General features: G+C 70.6%; 15 protein-coding genes. 7 read left to right on the top strand and 8 right to left on the bottom strand.

Annotation, left to right across the window (positions count from 1 at the left end):
- Window positions 1–104: 104 nt before the first annotated feature.
- From OG542_RS13070 to OG542_RS13055, 4 genes are all read left to right on the top strand, one after another.
- Window positions 105–1,337: an NAD(P)-dependent malic enzyme gene (locus OG542_RS13070; RefSeq protein ID WP_184590546.1), complete on the top strand. Its 1,233-nt coding sequence runs from the start codon at window positions 105–107 to the stop codon at window positions 1,335–1,337.
- Window positions 1,338–1,898: 561 nt separating this feature from the next.
- On the top strand, window positions 1,899–2,864 hold the full coding sequence (locus OG542_RS13065; protein ID WP_328410841.1) for a zinc-binding dehydrogenase: 966 nt from the start codon (window positions 1,899–1,901) through the stop codon (window positions 2,862–2,864).
- A 129-nt stretch (window positions 2,865–2,993) separates the two neighbouring features.
- Entirely contained in the window at window positions 2,994–3,203 is a 210-nt protein-coding gene (locus OG542_RS13060) for an HTH domain-containing protein (RefSeq protein WP_004925761.1), read from the top strand.
- Window positions 3,203–3,766, top strand: coding sequence for a Clp protease N-terminal domain-containing protein (locus OG542_RS13055; protein WP_311127710.1), 564 nt, complete (start codon window positions 3,203–3,205; stop codon window positions 3,764–3,766). The genes OG542_RS13060 and OG542_RS13055 overlap by 1 nt, the downstream gene beginning before the upstream one ends.
- A 21-nt stretch (window positions 3,767–3,787) precedes the next feature.
- Here the strand turns inward: OG542_RS13055 and OG542_RS13050 are convergent, their stop codons facing one another.
- Together OG542_RS13050 and OG542_RS13045 are read right to left on the bottom strand one after the other, a co-directional pair.
- Complete coding sequence (locus OG542_RS13050) at window positions 3,788–4,867, bottom strand: PadR family transcriptional regulator (RefSeq protein ID WP_328410838.1); 1,080 nt, start codon at window positions 4,865–4,867, stop codon at window positions 3,788–3,790.
- 1 nt (window position 4,868) lies between these two features.
- On the bottom strand, window positions 4,869–5,834 hold the full coding sequence (locus tag OG542_RS13045) for a DUF4097 family beta strand repeat-containing protein (RefSeq protein ID WP_328410836.1): 966 nt from the start codon (window positions 5,832–5,834) through the stop codon (window positions 4,869–4,871).
- Between the two features lie 147 nt (window positions 5,835–5,981).
- Here OG542_RS13045 and OG542_RS13040 point away from each other — a divergent pair, with 147 nt between their 5' ends.
- Entirely contained in the window at window positions 5,982–6,809 is an 828-nt protein-coding gene (locus OG542_RS13040) for a hypothetical protein (RefSeq protein ID WP_328410834.1), read from the top strand.
- A gap of 51 nt (window positions 6,810–6,860) precedes the next feature.
- Here OG542_RS13040 and OG542_RS13035 read toward each other — a convergent pair whose 3' ends face one another.
- From OG542_RS13035 to OG542_RS13015, 5 genes are all read right to left on the bottom strand, one after another.
- The gene (locus OG542_RS13035) at window positions 6,861–7,040 is read right to left on the bottom strand and encodes a DUF6104 family protein (RefSeq protein ID WP_003992906.1); all 180 of its coding nucleotides are present in this window, start codon (window positions 7,038–7,040) and stop codon (window positions 6,861–6,863) included.
- 86 nt (window positions 7,041–7,126) lie between these two features.
- Window positions 7,127–10,945 (bottom strand): multifunctional oxoglutarate decarboxylase/oxoglutarate dehydrogenase thiamine pyrophosphate-binding subunit/dihydrolipoyllysine-residue succinyltransferase subunit, encoded by a 3,819-nt coding sequence (locus OG542_RS13030; protein ID WP_311127714.1) that lies wholly within the window; start codon window positions 10,943–10,945, stop codon window positions 7,127–7,129.
- Between the two features lie 281 nt (window positions 10,946–11,226).
- Window positions 11,227–12,339, bottom strand: coding sequence for a sensor histidine kinase (locus OG542_RS13025; protein WP_193481006.1), 1,113 nt, complete (start codon window positions 12,337–12,339; stop codon window positions 11,227–11,229).
- Window positions 12,336–13,076 carry a response regulator transcription factor gene (locus tag OG542_RS13020; RefSeq protein WP_184590528.1) on the bottom strand — a complete coding sequence of 247 codons (741 nt, stop codon included), beginning with the start codon at window positions 13,074–13,076 and terminating at the stop codon, window positions 12,336–12,338. Before OG542_RS13020 ends, OG542_RS13025 begins: the two co-directional genes overlap by 4 nt.
- 134 nt (window positions 13,077–13,210) lie before the next feature.
- Window positions 13,211–13,888: a spermidine synthase family protein gene (locus OG542_RS13015; RefSeq protein ID WP_328410830.1), complete on the bottom strand. Its 678-nt coding sequence runs from the start codon at window positions 13,886–13,888 to the stop codon at window positions 13,211–13,213.
- A gap of 172 nt (window positions 13,889–14,060) precedes the next feature.
- Here OG542_RS13015 and OG542_RS13010 point away from each other — a divergent pair, with 172 nt between their 5' ends.
- A complete protein-coding gene (locus tag OG542_RS13010) occupies window positions 14,061–14,861 on the top strand; it encodes a rhomboid-like protein (RefSeq protein WP_311127717.1) in 801 nt (266 codons plus the stop codon).
- Here the strand turns inward: OG542_RS13010 and OG542_RS13005 are convergent.
- Window positions 14,847–15,512 carry a GNAT family N-acetyltransferase gene (locus OG542_RS13005; RefSeq protein WP_328410827.1) on the bottom strand — a complete coding sequence of 222 codons (666 nt, stop codon included), beginning with the start codon at window positions 15,510–15,512 and terminating at the stop codon, window positions 14,847–14,849. The two genes, OG542_RS13010 and OG542_RS13005, sit on opposite strands and share 15 nt — an antisense overlap.
- A gap of 178 nt (window positions 15,513–15,690) precedes the next feature.
- On the opposite strand from OG542_RS13005, the gene lon reads away from it, so the two are divergent.
- A complete protein-coding gene (lon, locus tag OG542_RS13000) occupies window positions 15,691–18,114 on the top strand; it encodes an endopeptidase La (protein ID WP_311127719.1) in 2,424 nt (807 codons plus the stop codon).
- Window positions 18,115–18,190 lie beyond the last annotated feature (76 nt).

Here is an 18,190-nt window from a genome sequence, read left to right as displayed (position 1 = left end):
ACGTAACTCGTACACAGCACGACCATGGCCGTACGCGGTGCCCGCCCACCCCTCACCAGGAGTGGCCACCCTCAAACCAATGAAGATCTAAGGGGTAGAACGAAGTGGCAGCGGAGATCGTCAATCCTCGCAGCGAAGGCACGACGGACCATACGGGTCACGAGGGCGGTGCGGAGCCCCTCGACTCCTTCGACCCGGCATTCGCGTTGCATCGCGGCGGCAAGATGGCCGTGCAGGCCACGGTGCCGGTCCGTGACAAGGACGACCTGTCCCTGGCGTACACGCCCGGCGTCGCGAAGGTGTGCAGCGCGATCGCGGAGCAGCCGGACCTCGTCCACGATTACACGTGGAAGTCGTCGGTCGTCGCCGTCGTGACGGACGGTACGGCCGTGCTGGGGCTCGGTGACATCGGGCCCGAGGCCTCCCTCCCGGTGATGGAGGGCAAGGCGATTCTGTTCAAGCAGTTCGGGGGCGTGGACGCGGTTCCGATCGCGCTGAACTGCACGGACGTCGACGAGATCGTCGAGACCGTGGTGCGGCTCGCGCCGTCGTTCGGCGGGGTCAATCTGGAGGACATCTCGGCGCCCCGGTGCTTCGAGATCGAGCGGAAGCTGCAGGAGCGGCTGGACATTCCGGTCTTCCATGACGACCAGCATGGTACGGCGGTGGTGACGCTGGCGGCCCTGCGGAACGCCGCGCGGCTGAGCCAGCGGTCGTTGGGGGAGCTGCGGGCCGTCATCTCCGGGGCGGGGGCGGCCGGTGTCGCCATCGCGCGGATGCTGGTCGAGGCCGGGATCGGGGATGTCGCGGTGGCCGACCGCAAGGGCGTCGTGTCGGCGGACCGGGACGACCTCACGGCGGTGAAGCAGGAGCTGGCCGGGTTCACGAACAAGGCGGGGATCAGCGGGTCGCTGGAGGCCGCGCTGGACGGGGCCGATGTGTTCATCGGGGTGTCCGGTGGGACGGTGTCGGAGGCTGCGGTCTCCTCGATGGCCGAGGGTGCGTTTGTGTTCGCCATGGCGAACCCGAATCCTGAGGTGCACCCGGAGGTCGCGCACAAGTACGCGTCTGTCGTGGCGACCGGACGGTCGGACTTCCCCAACCAGATCAACAACGTGCTGGCGTTTCCGGGGATCTTCGCGGGGGCGCTGCAGGTGCGGGCGTCCCGGATCACCGAGGGGATGAAGCTGGCGGCGGCCGAGGCGCTGGCGTCCGTGGTCGGGGATGATCTCGCGGCCGACTACGTCATCCCGTCGCCGTTCGACGAGCGGGTCGCGCCGGCGGTGACGGCGGCTGTGGCTGCGGCTGCGCGGGCTGAGGGTGTGGCTCGGCGGTGACGCTGCCGTGATGTGGCCCCGTCCGGGTGTGGGCGGGGCCATTTCTGTTGCTGGGGGTGGGGGCGGCTGTTCGGGTGGCGGAGTGCCTGCGGCGGCCTGCGCGGGGGCGGTGGGGTGCGTGCAGCGCCCTTTCGCCGGTGGTGGGTCGGGGCCGTGTCGGGGGGTGTCCGTCCTCGGAACGGCGCGATGGGGTCGGATACCGACTCGCTGTCCGTTGACGCGCCAACCGCTGCGGGCGGACACTCCCCGACACGGCCCCTTCTCGCCGTACGCGGGTGCGGGCGCGTTCCGCCCCAGCTGCGGGCATGCGTGCCGCTAGGGGCGGCACGGGTGGGCGGTGGGGGTCCCCCCGCTCGAGCGAAGCCGAGAGTGGGGGAGGCACCCCGCTACGCCGGGCTGCGGACCCACCCGGCCTCAGCACCGACGCCGAGAGCCTTGAAAGGCCGGGTTGCCGACCAACCCGGCACGGCACCCGCACCGGCGCGGAGCGTATGGCAAGAGGGTGTGTCTCACACGGGTCGGTGGTTCCAACGGTCGGTCGGGGAACCTATCGTCAAGGTCATGTTCGCTGTCTATGCCGCCCGAATCGACCGCGACCAGCCGCTGACCGGCCTGGAGTTGGGAGAGCGTCCGGCTCCCGAGGCCCGCCCCGGCTGGAGTACCGTCACGGTCAAGGCCGCCTCCCTCAACCACCACGACCTGTGGTCCCTGCGTGGCGTCGGCCTCGCAGAGGACAAGCTGCCGATGATCCTCGGCTGTGACGCCGCCGGTGTCGACGAGGACGGCAACGAGGTCGTCCTGCACTCCGTGATCGGGCAGACCGGGCATGGGGTGGGGCCCAAGGAGCCTCGTTCCATCCTCACCGAGCGGTATCAGGGCACGTTCGCGGAGCAGGTCGCCGTGCCGACCTGGAACATCCTGCCCAAGCCCAAGGAGCTCTCCTTCGAGGAGGCCGCTTGTCTGCCGACCGCGTGGCTGACCGCGTATCGGATGCTGTTCACCAACGCGGGTGTCCGGCCCGGCGACTCCGTGCTGGTGCAGGGTGCCGGCGGTGGTGTCGCCACGGCCGCAATCGTGCTGGGGAAGGCGGCCGGGCTGCGGGTCTTCGCGACCAGCCGGGACGAGGCCAAGCGGAAGCGGGCCGTGGAGCTGGGGGCCGTGGAGGCCGTGGAGTCCGGGGCGCGGCTGCCGCAGCGGGTCGACGCCGTGATCGAGACCGTCGGGGCCGCCACGTGGTCGCACTCCGTGAAGTCGCTGAAGCCCGGAGGCACGCTGGTGATTTCCGGTGCGACGAGTGGTGACCGGCCCTCGCACGCCGAGCTGACCCGGATCTTCTTCCTCGAGCTCAAGGTCGTCGGTTCCACGATGGGGAGCAAGGACGAGCTGGAGGACCTGCTCGCGTTCTGTGCGGCCACCGGTGTGCGGCCCGTGATCGACGAGGTGCTGCCCATGGACCGTGCGCGTGAGGGCTTCGAACGGCTGGCTTCGGGTGAGCAGTTCGGGAAGCTTGTGCTGACGAATTCCTGAGGTGTTCGGGGGTGGTGTTCCTGAGGTGCCCCCCTGCGTGACGTTGGCGGTCGGTCCGGGACGGGGCCGGCCGTTTTCGTATGTCAACTGGGGTTGACGGAGGTTCGGGTGTCAACGTAGGTTGACGGTATGACCGAAGCAACGGATCTGGCCGAGCGCGCGGGTGACCGTGATCCACGGGTCGGCCTGCGGGCCGTCGCCGCGCTGCGCAGGCTGCTGGAGCAGTTGGAAGCCGTACAGGTGCGCAATGCGCGCAATCAGGGCTGGTCGTGGCAGGAGATCGCCGCCGAACTCGGTGTGAGCAGGCAGGCCGTGCACAAGAAGTACGGGAGGCATTGATGTTCGAGCGGTTCACGAACGACGCCCGGGGTGTGGTGAAGAGCGCGTTCGAGTATGTGCAGGGGGGTGACGGGCAGAGTGTGGAGCCGGAGCATCTGCTGTTGGCGCTGCTCGACCGTGAGGGCAGTCGTGGGTCGTTCGCGCTGACCGCTCTCGGGCTCGGGGAGCGGCGGGAGTCCGTGCGCCAGGCGCTGCGTCAGGCGCGGCGGCGGGCCGGGCTGTCACAGGCCGATACTGATGCGCTCGCCGGGCTGGGGATCGACGTGGCGGAGATCGTCTCCCGGGTGGAGGAGGTGCACGGGGTCGGCGCCATGTCCGGTGACCGGAAGGACAAGGGGTGGTGGTCCGGGCGGCCCTCGTTCGGGCGGGGGGCCAAGGGGGTTCTGGAGCACTCCTTGCGCGTCGCTCTCGCCCAGCGGGACCGGCACATCGGTGACGAGCACATCCTGCTGGCCCTGACCATGCGCCCCGGAGTGCCGGCCGAGGTCCTCGCCGACCACGGAGTGACGTACGAGTCCCTGGTGCGGGTGCTGTACGGAGGTGGCGAGTCCAAGGCCGGGTGACGGGGCTTCCCCTCTGGCCGCCTACTTCTTGGGCGTGCGCAGCAGTGCTCCTATGTGGGCTGCCGCCGTCGACAGGTGGCGGCGGGCGTCGCGCAGTTGGTCGGAGGTGACGCCGTGGTCGCGGGCCGCGTCGCGGATGTCGTCCCGGAAGCGGTCGAGCAGGCGGTCCAGGTCGCGGGCGGGGTCGCCGGTGGAGTCAGCGGTGTCCCCGTGGGCCCAGGCCGGTTCATAGGCGGCCGGGAAGTCCGCGGAGGGCTGTGAGGGGGGCGGCGGCTCGGGGGTGGTCGGCCTGGGGGTGGCGGATGCGGGGCCCGTGCCCGTCCAGTCGAAGCCGAAGTCCTTGCCGTAGCCCTTTCCGAACTCGCCCACTTCCTTGGCCAGTTCGCTCAGGCCTTCGCGCAGGCCCGTCGGCCAGTCGCCACGCGTGAAGTGGTCCTGAACCTGCTCCTGGACCCGGCGGGCGATGTGCTGCACCTGCTCCTGCGCCTGGGCCCGGGCCTGCTCCTGGGCCTCCTTCGCCTGGCGGCGGGCGCGCTGGGCGTCCTCGCGGGCGCGGCGGCTCTCGTCCTTGGCGCGGCGGGCCTGTTCCTTCCACTCCTGCCTGGCGCGCCGCATCTCCTCCTTGGCGATGCGCCAGGCCTCCTTGTCGTCGTAGGCCGTGAAGTCACCGAAGGGGGCGTCCTGTGCGCCGGAGGGCTTGTTGCCGTTGCCGCGGCGGGCCTCGGTCGCCGCCGCGCGCATCTCGCGGCGCAGGTCGCCCGCGGCTCCGCGCACATCGGCCTGGATCTCGGCGGCCAGCTCCGCGACCGACTCCCGGATCTCCAGCTCCAGATCGGCCAGCTCGCCGCTGCGGTCGGCCAGTTCGGCCCGGCCGGCGTCCGTGATCGAGTACACCTTGCGGCCGCCCTCGGTGGTGTGGGTGACCAGGCCCTCGGCCTCCAGCTTGGCCAGGCGCGGGTAGACCGTGCCCGCCGACGGCGCGTACAGCCCCTGGAAGCGCTCCTCGAGGAGACGGATCACCTCGTAGCCGTGACGGGGGGCCTCGTCCAGCAGCTTCAGCAGATAGAGGCGGAGGCGGCCGTGGGCGAAGACGGGGGGCATGTCAGAGCACCTTCTTGTCGGTCGTGCCGTCGGCCGGGACGCTGGTGACGCCCTCGCTCCGGCCGGAGACAGAATTGTCTCCCGAGTCGTCCTGCGGGCCGGTCGGCGGGTCTGTCGGCGAGCTGCCCGTGCCGCGATGCGTGTCCCACGGCTCGTCCTCGTCCCCGGCCGGGCGGCGCAGCAGGGCGATCGAGCCGGAGACGGTGGTGGCCCGCAGCGTGCCGTTGCCCGCGCCGAGACGGCCCGTGATCTTGTGGGCGCCCCACTGGCCGTGTACCCGCAGACCGTCGAAGGCGTTGGAGATGGCGCCGCTCGCTGTGTTCGCCTCGACCTCCGCGTCAGCCGGGTACGGCAGGCGGATCGCGATCTCGCCCGAGACGCTGGTCAGCCGCACGTCCGTGGGGCCATCCGGGTCGAGGTCGATGATCATGGAGCCGCTGACCGATTCGGCCCGCACGGAGGGGCCGGAGCCCTCGACCACCGTCAGGTCACCGGAAACGGAGTTGAACCGGAGGTCGCCGGTCACGTCCTGGGCCTCCAGATTGCCGGAGACCGTGTCGGCGCGGACCGGGCCGGAGAGTCCCACGAGGGTCGTGTCGCCGGTGACGCCCTTCACCACCGACGGTCCCTGGATCCCGGAGATCACGGCGGCCGCGCCGACCACCCCCACCTCCACCCGGGTACCGACCGGGACGGCGAGGGAGACCACCGCGCTGCGGCGCCAGCCCTTGCGGTCCAGCCACTTGAGGAAGCCCTTCCAGGGCAGGTCCTCGTAGGCCACCGTGAGCGTGCCGTCCTGCTGGGTCACCATCAGCGGTGGGCCCTCGATCTCGGAGATCTCCAGGCGGGCGGAACCTTCGTCCGTGCCCACCACGTTCACCGTTCCGTTGACGAGTCGCACGTGCAGATCGCTCACGGGCTCGTCGAAGGTGAGCTTCTTCGGTTCCGCGACGGACCACTCGGACATGGTGCAGACCTCCCCGACTCGACGCGCCATATCGCGTCTTCTCGATTCACGATATATCGTGGCCGGGGAAAGTCAAGGCACCCGTTCTGGGGATGACTGAATGGACATAAGTAATCGAAGGCGGGCAAATGGTCCTAGCGTGTGACCATGCCGACGGAAGCTGCCCGTACCGGTCCCGCTTCGGGGGCGCTGCTGCTGTGCCGGGCGGTGCCCGGGGCCGTCGCCCCCGTCGCCCGCCTGCTGCGTGAATCCATGCAGCTCACGCGCGCGGGCGACGAATGGAGCGTGCTCGTCCCCGAGGGCGGGCCCTGGCGGGACGGCGGCGAGCCCGTCGACCGGGTGGTCACCGGCTGGGCCACGGCCCTCGCCGTCGGCGCGCCCTGGCCCGTGCTCGCCCTGTGGTGGGACGCCGACCACGCCGGTTTCATGCTGGTGTCCGGCTTCCGCCGCCCGGTCGGCTTCGTCTGGCTAGGGAGCGGCGTCCCGGTGGGGGAGGACGAGGCGATGCGCACCTTCGCCGCGCGCGTGGGCCTCGATCCCGTCCTGGACGTCCAGGCCCTCGACCGGCTGGCGAAACCCGACTCCGCGGCCGATGCCCGTGCCCGGCTGCGCGGCCTGCTGGCGGTCCTCGCGCGCGTAGGCGTCTGGCTGCCTTCCGAACTCGCCCCCGGCGAACCCGCCGACCGCCTCCGGGAAGCCGCCGCGCGCCGGCCGGACAGCTTCCCGATCGCATGGCCGGGCCGGGGCGAAGTCGCGGAACGCCAGACGGCCGACCACAGCCGCCTCGGCCCCTGGATGCCCTGGATCGGCGGCCCCAGGGCCCACGTCCTGGCTCTCGCTCAGGTGGCGGCGGGCGTACCACTCCTGGCCTGGGGGCTACGGCGGCGCAGCGGGGGCTGGGTCGCGGCCGGAGGGCTGCTCGTCGCCCACGGCGCGCTGGCTCTGGCGTACGGCGTCACGCATCCACGCGACTGACGCCCTGGAAGGCCGGCCAGGGGCCGCTGAGCGCCCAGACCCGGCGGGTTCCTACTCGTCGTCCTCGTCGTCCAGCCGTGCCAGCCACGTCGCCAGGCGCTCCACCGGCACCTCGAAGTCGGGGTTGAGGTCGACGAACGTCCGCAGCTGCTCGGCGAGCCACTCGAAGGTGACTTCCTCCTCGCCCCGCCGCTTCTCCAGTTCCTCGATGCCACGGTCCGTGAAGTACATGCCGTCAAGGATATGTGCGCGCAAACGGCCGGGCCGCACCCCCCGTGCGGGGATGCGGCCCGGCCGCTTACGACGCGCGAGGGCGGTTACGCCTCGAACACCTCACGCACCAACTGCTCCTGCTCGGCCTGGTGCCGCTTCGCGGAACCGACCGCCGGGGACGAGCCGTGCGGGCGCGAGATGCGGCGCAGGCGCTCGCCGTGCGGGACGTCGGCGCCGACCGCCAGGTCCAGGTGGTCGATCAGGTTGAGCGCGATGAACGGCCAGGCACCCTGGTTCGCCGGCTCCTCCTGGGCCCACAGGTACTTCTCGGCGTTCGGGTACTTCTTGATCTCCGCCTGGAGCTCGGCACCCGGCAGCGGGTACAGGCGCTCGATGCGGATGATCGCCGTGTCCGTGACGCCGCGCTTCTGACGCTCGGCGTCCAGGTCGTAGTAGACCTTGCCGGCGCAGAAGACGACCTTCTTGACCGCGGCCGGGTCGACCGACGCGTCGCCGATGACCGGCTGGAACTGGCCCGTCGTGAACTCCTCCGCCTTCGCGGCCGCCGCCTTCAGGCGCAGCATCGACTTCGGCGTGAAGACCACCAGCGGCTTGTGGTGCGGGTTGTGCACCTGCCACCGCAGGAGGTGGAAGTAGTTCGACGGCGACGTCGGCGTGGCGACCGTCATGTTGTTCTGGGCGCAGAGCTGCAGGAAGCGCTCCGGGCGGGCCGAGGAGTGGTCCGGGCCCTGGCCCTCGTAGCCGTGCGGCAGGAGCAGGACGACGCCGGACGTCTGGGCCCACTTCTGCTCGGCCGACGAGATGAACTCGTCCACGACCGTCTGGGCGCCGTTGACGAAGTCGCCGAACTGCGCCTCCCACATCACGAGCGCGTTCGGGCGGGCCAGCGAGTAGCCGTACTCGAAGCCCATCGCCGCGTACTCGGAGAGGAGGGAGTTGTAGACGTTCAGCCGTGCCTGGTCCTCGGAGAGGTACTGCAGCGGCGTGTACTCGTCGCCCGTGGTGCGGTCGATGATGACCGCGTGGCGCTGGCCGAACGTGCCGCGCTGCGAGTCCTGGCCCGCCAGGCGGACCGGGACGCCCTCCAGCAGGAGGGAGCCGATGGCGAGGGTCTCGCCCATGCCCCAGTCGATCGTGCCGTCCTCGACCATCGACGCCCGGCGCTGCAGCTGCGGCAGCAGACGCGGGTGGACGGTGATGTGGTCGGGGATGTTGACCTGGGACTCGGCGATCCGCTTGACGACCTCCGAGGTCACCGCGGTGTTCACGGCGACCGGGAACTCGGCCTGCGGGTCGGACGGCTCCACGGACGCCGGCTGCGAGGTGGCCTCGCGGACCTCCGTGAAGACCTTCTCCAGCTGGCCCTGGTAGTCCTGCAGCGCCTGCTCGGCCTCTTCCAGGGTGATGTCGCCGCGACCGATGAGCGACTCGGTGTACAGCTTGCGCACCGAGCGCTTCTTGTCGATCAGGTCGTACATCAGCGGCTGGGTGAAGGCCGGGTTGTCCGACTCGTTGTGACCGCGGCGGCGGTAGCAGATGAGGTCGATCACCACGTCCTTGTTGAACGCCTGGCGGAACTCGAAGGCGAGCCGCGCGACGCGGACCACGGCCTCCGGGTCGTCGCCGTTCACGTGGAAGATCGGGGCCTCGATCATGCGGGCCACGTCCGTCGCGTACATCGACGAGCGCGAGGACTCCGGGGCGGCCGTGAAGCCGACCTGGTTGTTGATGACGATGTGGACCGTGCCGCCGGTGCGGTAGCCGCGCAGCTGCGACATGTTCAGGGTCTCGGCCACCACGCCCTGGCCCGCGAAGGCCGCGTCGCCGTGGATCGCCACCGGCAGGACCGTGAAGTCGGTGCCGCCCTTGTTGATGATGTCCTGCTTGGCGCGCGAGACGCCTTCCAGGACCGGGTCCACCGCCTCCAGGTGCGAGGGGTTGGCGGTGAGCGAGACCTTGATCTGCTCGCCGTCCAGGCCGGTGAAGGTGCCCTCGGCGCCCAGGTGGTACTTCACGTCGCCGGAGCCGTGCATCGACTTCGGGTCGAGGTTGCCCTCGAACTCGCGGAAGATCTGCGCGTACGACTTGCCGACGATGTTCGCCAGGACGTTCAGCCGGCCGCGGTGGGCCATGCCGACGACGACCTCGTCGAGGCGGGACTCCGCCGCGCTGTCCAGGACCGCGTCCAGCAGCGGGATGACGGACTCGCCGCCCTCCAGGGAGAAGCGCTTCTGGCCGACGTACTTCGTCTGCAGGAAGGTCTCGAAGGCCTCGGCGGCGTTCAGCCGGCGCAGGATGCGCAGCTGCTCCTCGCGCTCCGGCTTGGTGTGCGAGCGCTCGATGCGGTCCTGGATCCACTTGCGCTGCTTGGGGTCCTGGATGTGCATGAACTCGACGCCGGTGGTGCGGCAGTACGAGTCGCGCAGCACGCCGAGGATGTCGCGCAGCTTCATGAGGGACTTGCCCGCGAAGCCGCCGACGGCGAACTCGCGCTCCAGGTCCCACAGGGTGAGCCCGTGCTCGGTGATGTCCAGGTCGGGGTGCTTGCGCTGCTGGTACTCCAGCGGGTCGGTGTCGGCCATGACGTGGCCGCGGACCCGGTAGGAGTGGATCAGCTCGAAGACCCGGGCGGGCTTCGTGACGTCGTCGTCGTGCGAGGCGTCGATGTCCTTGAGCCAGCGGACCGGCTCGTAGGGGATGCGCAGCGCCTCGAAGATGTCGTCGTAGAAGCCGTTCTCACCGAGGAGGAGGTTGGCGACGATCCGCAGGAACTCGCCGGAGGCGGCGCCCTGGATCACCCGGTGGTCGTAGGTCGACGTGAGCGTCATGACCTTCGAGATGCCGAGCTTGTTCAGGGTGTCCTGGGAGGTGCCCTGGAACTCCGCCGGGTAGTCCATGGAGCCGACGCCCATGATCACCGACTGGCCGGGCATCAGACGCGGCACCGAGTGGACCGTGCCGAGGCCGCCGGGGTTGGTCAGGGAGACCGTCACGCCGGTGAAGTCGTCCATGCCCAGCTTGCCGTCGCGGGCGCGGCGGACGATGTCCTCGTAGGCCTGCCAGAACTCGAAGAAGTTCAGCGTCTCGGCCTTCTTGATGCCCGCGACCACGAGCTGGCGGTCGCCGTTGGGCTTGACCAGGTCGATGGCGAGGCCGAAGTTGACGTGCTCCGGCTTGACCAGGGTCGGCTTGCCGTCCTTCTCCGTGAAGGAGTAGTTCATCGACGGCATGGCCTTGATGGCCTGCACCATCGCGTAGCCGATCAAGTGCGTGAAGGAGATCTTCCCGCCCCGGGCACGCTTCAGGTGGTTGTTGATGACGATGCGGTTGTCGAAGAGCAGCTTCACCGGGACCGCGCGCACGGACGTGGCCGTGGGCACCTCCAGGGAGGCGTTCATGTTCTTCGCGACCGCGGCGGCGGGGCCGCGCAGCACGACCTGCTCGGGGCCCGAGGGGGCCTCACCTGCGGGCTCGGCCTTCGGCTTCGCGGCGGCGGCCGGCTTGGCCGGGGCCGGAGCGGCCTTCGCCGGAGCGGCGGCCTGAGCCGGGGCCTGCGCGGCGGGCTTCGTCTGGGCGGGAGCCGGCGCGGCGGCGGGCTTCTCGGCCGCCGGGGTGGGGGCCGCGGCCGGGGCGGGGGCGGCCTGGGCCGCGGGCTGAGCGGTGGTGGTCCCCGCGGCCCCCGCGGCCGCGGTACCCGCCGGAGCCGGGGCGGCGGCCGCCCCTGGCTTGTAGTCGGCGAAGAAGTCCCACCAGGCTCGGTCTACGGAATTCGGGTCCTGGAGGTACTGCTGATAGATCTCGTCGACGAGCCACTCGTTGGCACCGAACGACGCGGCAGGGTTCTTCCCCGCTTGGTCGGTGTCGGTCGAGATGCTCGAGTTACTGGGGGACTGTGGCGACACGGCGGCAACCGCCCTCTTCCGCTTCACAAGATGATGGACAGCGGGAATCAAGGCTACGCCTCCCGGACCGCGAAGGTCAGGCCGGGCCCGTTCAACGTCACGCAAGTCACACTTCAAAGAGTGTTTCGGGGCTTGAAATGGCGGGAAACAAGCGTGGTTCCGCTTAAGGAGGGAAGGGGGGAGCGGCACCCGGGGCGCCGACGGCGCGGGTCTGTGCCTGATCACACGTGTCCGTCAGCGCGGACGCCCGTGGATCTTGAGGCTCCGCTTCGAACTTTACGTCAACTTGGCACAGATGGAAGTCCCGGAAGAGTGACAAGAATCCGGCAACCTCGCTCGGATTCGGCCACTCCGATCCGACCGCCATGCAGATCCACCGCCCAGCGGGCGATGGCGAGGCCGAGACCTGTGCCGCCGTCGCTGCCCGACCCCGGGGGCCGCTTGGCGCTGCCGCGGTTGAACCGCTCGAAGACGCGGTGCCACTCGGACTTCGGAATGCCGGGGCCCTCGTCGAGTACCTCAAGCTCCAGCGACTCCGGCAGCGTGCCGCGCCGCGCCTTGACCGTCACACGGCCGTGCGGCGGGCTGTGCTTGACCGCGTTGTCGATGAGGTTGGCCACGACTTGATGGATGCGCTCCGGGTCGGCGTGCGCGGTCAACTCCGGCGGGGAGACGTCGAGGTGCAGATGGACGTCCGTACGGGTGTGACTGCCCGAGCCGGTGGCGATGCCCGCGCGCACGGAGGCGACCATGTTGGCCTCCTTCAGCACGCCCGACAGATACGGCCACACCTCGAAGCGCCGCTGTTTCAGCGGTACGACGCCGTTGTCCAGGCGGGACAGGTCCAGCAGCGTCTCCACCAGCCGACCGAGCCGCTCGGTCTGCTTCAGGGCCGTGCGCATCGTCTCCGGGTCGGCCTGTGTGACGCCGTCGACGATGTTCTCCAGCACCGCGCGCAGACCGGCGATGGGTGTGCGCAGCTCGTGCGAGACATTCGCCACCAGCTCCTTGCGCTGGCGGTCCTGGGCCTCCAGCTCGTCGGCCATGGCGTTGATCGTCACCGCCAGGTCGCCCAGCTCGTCTCGGCGGTTGTCCCGCACCCGGCGGGTGTAGTCGCCCTGCGAGATGGAGCGGGCCACCGCGGTCATCTCGTCCAGCGGCGCGGTGAGCGAATGGGCCACGAACTGCGTGATGAGAAGTGTGGCGATCATCGAGAACACCGTGATGAAGCGCAGCTCCGTCTTCGTGTGCACCGCGATCACCGACAGACCTGTGGTGATCAGCACCGAGATGACGACCAGCGCGCCCAGCTTGGTCTTGATCGAGAACGGGCTCACCCCGCCCCAGGGTTCCGGCTCCCCGGGGTTTCTCCGTGCGGCCGGCCCGCCGCTCATGGCGTCGGGGTCTCCAGGGCGTAGCCCACGCCGTGCACCGTACGGATCCGCTCGGCGCCGATCTTCCGGCGCAGCGCCTTGATGTGGCTGTCGACGGTCCGGGTGCCGGAGGCGTCCGCCCAGTCCCAGACCTCGGCGAGCAGCTGCTCGCGCGAGAGCACCGCGCGCGGGGTGTTCGCCAGGCAGACCAGCAGGTCGAACTCGGTCGGCGTGAGGTGAACATCCTCACTCCGCACCCGCACGCGTCGCTGCGCGTGGTCGATCTCCAGCTCGCCGAGGCGCAGGATGCCGCTGCGCGGCGTCGCGGCGGCCAGCGCGGCACGCTCCACGCGGCGCAGCAGCACGTGCACACGCGCCGCCAGCTCCCGCATCGAGAACGGCTTCGTCATGTAGTCGTCGGCGCCGACGCCCAGCCCGACCAGCATGTCGGTCTCGTCGTCGCGCGCGGTGAGCATCATCACCGGCACCGGCCGGGCGGCCTGCACGCGCCGGCAGACCTCCAGACCGTCGAAGCCGGGCAGCATGATGTCGAGGATCAGCAGGTCGGGTTGCCAGGCCTCGGCCGTGTCGACCGCTGCCGGACCGTCGCCCGCCGTTTGCACGAGGAATCCCTCGGCACGCAGGCGGGTCGCGATGGCGTCCACGATCGTGGCGTCGTCCTCGACGACGAGAACCCGGCGCTGCGCGCCCGGAGTAGCCGTCGCCGAACCGTTGTGGGAGGTCTGTGTCTGCTCCATCGCCCGCCCCTGGGGTGTGCTTTCCGGAATCAGTGGGGTGATCCGTCTGACTGGCTATGCCTGCGCATGGTTGCGATTGACGCTTGAATGATCGGCGTCAGAGGAGCAGCGTACGGGGAGTCAGCACACCTTTGCTATCCAGGGCGGATGCCGAGGTGTACGACGTCCGGAACGCCCCGGGCAACCGGGATCTCTTCGGTACGCACCCGTTGGAACCCGGCATTCCGCAAGGTTTCTTCGAATTCCGGCGAGGGTTGGGCGGACCAGACGGCGAGCACCCCGCCGGGTCTCAACACCCGTGCGCAGCTTGCCAGTCCGGCGTCCGAGTAGAGATTTCCGTTGCCCTCCGTGACGGTCCAGCCGGGGCCGTTGTCGATGTCGAGACACAGGGCGTCGAACGTGTCGGATGTCTCATTGACGTACGTCACGAGATCGGCTTCGACGATTTTCGCGCGGGGGTCGGCAAGGGCCTCGGCGGAGAACGCGGAGAGCGCACCGCCGAGGTGCCATTCGACAATCGCGCGCTCGCGTTCCACGACCGCGATCCCTCCCCAGCGGGGGTCCGCCGCCGCGTGGGCGAGGGAGAAGCCGACGCCGAGTCCGCCGATCAGCACCTCCGGGCGGGCCCGGCCGTCCAGGGCCTCCAGGGCCGCGTCGACCAGCCGCCGCTCCGAGCGGCCGTCGGAGGTGTCCATCAGGAAGCAGCCGTTCGCGATGATCTCCAGCCGGTCGCCGTGCCGCCGCAGCACGACCTCGCCGTGCGGGCCCTCGCGACGGTCCAGTACATCGGGCGGGTCGTTCGAGGTGGGCATCGGAGCATCCTGGCAGGTGCGGGGTGTCCGGCGCCAAGAATTACGGAGCGTCCGGCGGGGGACGCGGTACGCGGCTTTCAGGTTGCTGTGAATCGGCTCTCGCGTGGCGCCGGTCACAGACAGTGGGGTAGAGGTGGGCGAAGGCTGGGACATGACGGAAGGAGTGCCCGTTTTGGAACGCACCGCGCCGCCAGACGAGACGGCCGCGACGGCGCCGGCGGGCGCGCCCGTTTCCGACGTGTCGGGGCTGCTGGAAGGGGTCCCGAGACAGCGGGGCCCGCGAGAGAGCGTGGGTGCGGGCGTACGGGAGTCCGTCCCGGTGAAGGTGCCCCGGCTCCGGGCGCTACGGCCCTGGCGGCTGCTGCCCACGCCCACGGGTACGCCGTTCACGTTCGGGTACGCGGTGGTGCTCTGTGTCACCTCGCTGATCTACGCGTACGCGGACCCCGCGCTGGTTCACGCCCTGCTCCAGGGCTCCAGCACCGATGTGGCGCACCTGGTGCGGATGCCGGGGCCGGTGCTGGTCGGCAGTGCGCTGTGGGTCGCGGGCGGGGTGGCCTCGCCGTTCACGATCGGGTTCGTGCTGGTGCTGACCGCGCTGGAACGGCGGATCGGGGGCCTGCGCACGGCCGGTGTCTTCCTGCTCGGGCACGTCCTGGCCACCCTGGCGACCGAGGTCCCGGTGGGGCTCGCGGTGCTGGCCGGGCACCTCCCCGACAGTTCGCTGCACCGCCTCGACTACGGCGTCAGCTTCGGCGTCGCCGCCGGCACGGGCGCCCTGGCCGGCCTGCTGCCGCTCTGGTCGCGCGTGCCGCTGCTGGCCGTCTTCGGCGGGATGCTGCTCCAGGACCTCCTCGCCTTCACCGACCCGATGACGAACTGGGGGCACCTGATCGCCCTGGCCATCGGCGTCGCGACCTGGCCGGTGCTCCGGCGGTGGCGGGCGAGGCGAGCTCCCTCATCCGGCCTCTGAGGTCCCGGCCGGAGGGCAGTGCTTCGCGCTGGTCAGCAGTGCCACCACCTCCCAGCCCAACGCCTCGTACAGCCCCCTCCCCGCAGGCGTGCCGGACAGGACACCGGTCCGTGCTCCCTGCCGGCGGGCGGCGTTCTGCAACGTCCGCATGATGAGACTGCCGAGCCCTCTGCGGCGATGCTCGGGGGCCGTCTCGATCTGGTCGGCGACGGCGGTCGCGCCCGTCGGGGCGATCTGGCCGCGCGCCGCCAGGGAACCGTCCGGCGCGGCGACCAGCACGCGCGTCACTCCGCCGCGGGACCAGGTGCGCAGCCGGTAGCCGTCGGGAACGTCCGGTGTGTCGTCCGCTGCCAGCGGGACCGTCATCAGGTAGCCCGGCTCGGGATCGATCCACCAGCTGTCGTCCAGCCAGCCGACGACCACGGACGGGTCCCGGAACGCCTTCAGCCACACCCCGGCCCCGGTCACCGCGGCGGCCACCTTGCGCACGGCCGTCTCGTCGAGGTCGTCGCCGGTCGCGCCGAACACGTGCCGCGTGACATGGCCGATCGCCCCCACGTCGATCGTGCAGCCCCACGGCTCGGTCACGGGCGGAGCCGCACCCCGCGACACGATCCATCCGTCCACCCACGCCTGCACGGTCGCTTCCACGCCGCCTCCCCTCGTAATAGGCAATCTCGCCTATGGGCTATTACTCGGACTGACCTTACGCGCCGCCCCACCATCGGCGTCACAGGTGATCGCTCACAGCGAACGGTGATCGGGGAACATCCGGCCGCCCCCGAGCATTGAGTCGGCATAGCTCAACTTGATTGCCGAAGGGGAGATCATGGCTGCTGAGTCCAAGGCGTTCACACCGCTCACCCTGCCCGTGCTGCCGCTCGACGGCGAGGTCGTGCTGCCCGGGATGGTGGTCCCGCTGGATCTGAGTGACTCCGAGGTCCGTGCCGCGGTGGAGGCCGCTCAGGCCGCTGCCAGGTCAACGCCCGGAAAGCCCCAGGTACTCCTGGTGCCACGGATCGACGGGACCTACGCGAACACCGGTGTCCTCGGCACCGTCGAGCAGGTCGGCAGGCTCGCCGACGGCGACCCGGGTGCCCTGATCCGTGGCCGGGGCCGGGTGCGCATCGGTGCGGGGACCACGGGTCCCGGTGCCGCCCTGTGGGTCGAGGGCACCCGCCTCGACGAGACCGTGCCGGAGCCGCTGCCAGGCCAGGTCACCGAACTGGTCAAGGAATACAAGGCCCTCGCCACCGCATGGCTGCGCAACCGCGGCGCGTGGCAGGTCGTCGACCGGGTCCAGGCCATCGACGACGTCTCGGCGCTCGCCGACAACTCCGGCTACTCGCCGTTCCTGACCACCGACCAGAAGATCGAGCTGCTGGAGACCACCGACCCGGTGGCCCGTCTGAAGCTCGCCACCCAGCACCTGCGCGACCACCTCGCCGAGCAGGACGTGGCCGAGTCCATCGCCAAGGACGTCCAGGAAGGCGTCGACAAGCAGCAGCGCGAGTTCCTGCTGCGGCGTCAGCTGGAAGCCGTCCGCAAGGAGCTGCGTGAGCTGAACGGCGAGCAGGACGGCGAGGAGTCCGACGACTACCGCACCCGCGTGGAGGCCGCCGACCTGCCGGAGAACGTCCGCGAGGCCGCGCTCAAGGAGGTCGACAAGCTGGAGCGGTCCTCCGACCAGTCGCCCGAGGGCTCGTGGATCCGCACCTGGCTCGACACGGTCCTGGAGATGCCGTGGAACGAGCGCACCGAGGACGCGTACGACATCCAGGGCGCCCAGGCCGTCCTCGACGCCGAGCACGCCGGCCTGGAGGACGTGAAGGAGCGGATCACCGAGTACCTCGCGGTGCGCAAGCGGCGTACCGACCGAGGTCTTGGCGTGGTCGGCGGGCGGCGCGGTGGTGCCGTGCTCGCGCTCGTGGGGCCGCCCGGCGTCGGCAAGACCAGCCTCGGAGAATCCGTCGCCCACGCGATGGGCCGGAAGTTCGTGCGGGTCGCCCTCGGCGGTGTGCGCGACGAGGCCGAGATCCGCGGCCACCGGCGTACGTACGTCGGCGCGCTGCCCGGCCGGGTCGTCCGGGCCATCAAGGAGGCCGGGTCGATGAACCCGGTCGTGCTGCTCGACGAGATCGACAAGGTGGGCTCGGACTTCCGGGGCGACCCGGCCGCCGCCCTCCTCGAAGTCCTCGACCCGGCGCAGAACCACACCTTCCGGGACCACTACCTGGAGGTCGAGCTGGACCTGTCGGACGTCGTCTTCCTCGCGACCGCCAACGTGCTGGAGGCGATCCCGGAGGCCCTGGCCGACCGGATGGAGATCGTCCGCCTGGACGGCTACACCGAGGACGAGAAGGTCGTCATCGCCCGCGATCACCTGCTGCCGCGCCAGCTGGAGCGGGCCGGGCTCGCCGAGGACGAGGTGACCGTCGACGAGGGCGCGCTGCGCAAGCTCGCCGGTGAGTACACCCGCGAGGCGGGCGTCCGGAACCTGGAGCGGTCCGTAGCGCGGCTGCTGCGCAAGGTCGCGGCCCAGCACGAACTGGGCGAGCGGGAGCTGCCGTACACCGTCACGGACGAGGATCTGCGCGCACTGATCGGCAGGCCGCATCACGTTCCCGAGTCCGCGCAGGAGCCCGCGGAGCGCAGGACCTCGGTGCCGGGCGTGGCGACCGGGCTCGCCGTGACGGGAGCGGGTGGTGACGTGCTGTACGTGGAGGCGTCCCTGGCCGACCCGGAGACGGGCGCGGCCGGGCTGACCCTGACCGGCCAGCTGGGCGATGTGATGAAGGAGTCCGCGCAGATCGCGCTGAGCTTCCTGCGCTCCCGCGGTGCCGAGCTCGAACTGCCGGTGGGTGATCTGAAGGACCGGGGCGTGCACATCCACTTCCCGGCGGGCGCGGTCCCCAAGGACGGCCCCAGCGCCGGCATCACGATGACCACGGCCCTCGCGTCCCTGCTGTCCGGCCGGCTGGTCCGCACGGACGTGGCGATGACCGGTGAGGTCTCGCTGACCGGGCGGGTCCTGCCGATCGGCGGCGTGAAGCAGAAGCTGCTGGCCGCGCACCGCGCCGGGGTCACCACCGTGATCATCCCCAAGCGCAACGAACCCGACCTGGACGACGTCCCGGCCGAGGTGCTGGACAGGCTCGATGTCCACGCCGTGACCGACGTACGCCAGGTCCTGGAGCTGGCGCTCGCCCCCGCCACCGCGGGTGCGGCGCCGGAGGTTCCGGTCGCGGCGTGACGGACGTGGCCGGACAGGTGGGGCCCGGGTTCTCGTGAGGGAGGCCCGGGCCTTCACCGTGTGGTGGCCCTGTGTA

The organism is Streptomyces violaceus, from assembly GCF_036014075.1.
Lineage (GTDB): Bacteria > Actinomycetota > Actinomycetes > Streptomycetales > Streptomycetaceae > Streptomyces > Streptomyces violaceus.
The sequence above is the reverse complement of the archived record's forward strand: the minus strand, read 5'-3'. Positions and strand labels throughout refer to the sequence as shown.

Bases quoted from the DNA above. Each gene is read 5' to 3' on its own strand.
- OG542_RS13035 (WP_003992906.1), bottom strand. From the start codon at position 7,040: ATGTACTTCACGGACCGTGGCATCGAGGAACTGGAGAAGCGGCGGGGC.
- OG542_RS13045 (WP_328410836.1), bottom strand. From the start codon at position 5,834: ATGTCCGAGTGGTCCGTCGCGGAACCGAAGAAGCTCACCTTCGACGAG.
- OG542_RS13025 (WP_193481006.1), bottom strand. From the start codon at position 12,339: ATGAGCGGCGGGCCGGCCGCACGGAGAAACCCCGGGGAGCCGGAACCC.
- OG542_RS13015 (WP_328410830.1), bottom strand. From the start codon at position 13,888: ATGCCCACCTCGAACGACCCGCCCGATGTACTGGACCGTCGCGAGGGC.
- OG542_RS13065 (WP_328410841.1), top strand. From the start codon at position 1,899: ATGTTCGCTGTCTATGCCGCCCGAATCGACCGCGACCAGCCGCTGACC.
- OG542_RS13040 (WP_328410834.1), top strand. From the start codon at position 5,982: ATGCCGACGGAAGCTGCCCGTACCGGTCCCGCTTCGGGGGCGCTGCTG.
- OG542_RS13055 (WP_311127710.1), top strand. From the start codon at position 3,203: ATGTTCGAGCGGTTCACGAACGACGCCCGGGGTGTGGTGAAGAGCGCG.
- OG542_RS13060 (WP_004925761.1), top strand. From the start codon at position 2,994: ATGACCGAAGCAACGGATCTGGCCGAGCGCGCGGGTGACCGTGATCCA.
- OG542_RS13020 (WP_184590528.1), bottom strand. From the start codon at position 13,076: ATGGAGCAGACACAGACCTCCCACAACGGTTCGGCGACGGCTACTCCG.
- OG542_RS13050 (WP_328410838.1), bottom strand. From the start codon at position 4,867: ATGCCCCCCGTCTTCGCCCACGGCCGCCTCCGCCTCTATCTGCTGAAG.
- lon (WP_311127719.1), top strand. From the start codon at position 15,691: ATGGCTGCTGAGTCCAAGGCGTTCACACCGCTCACCCTGCCCGTGCTG.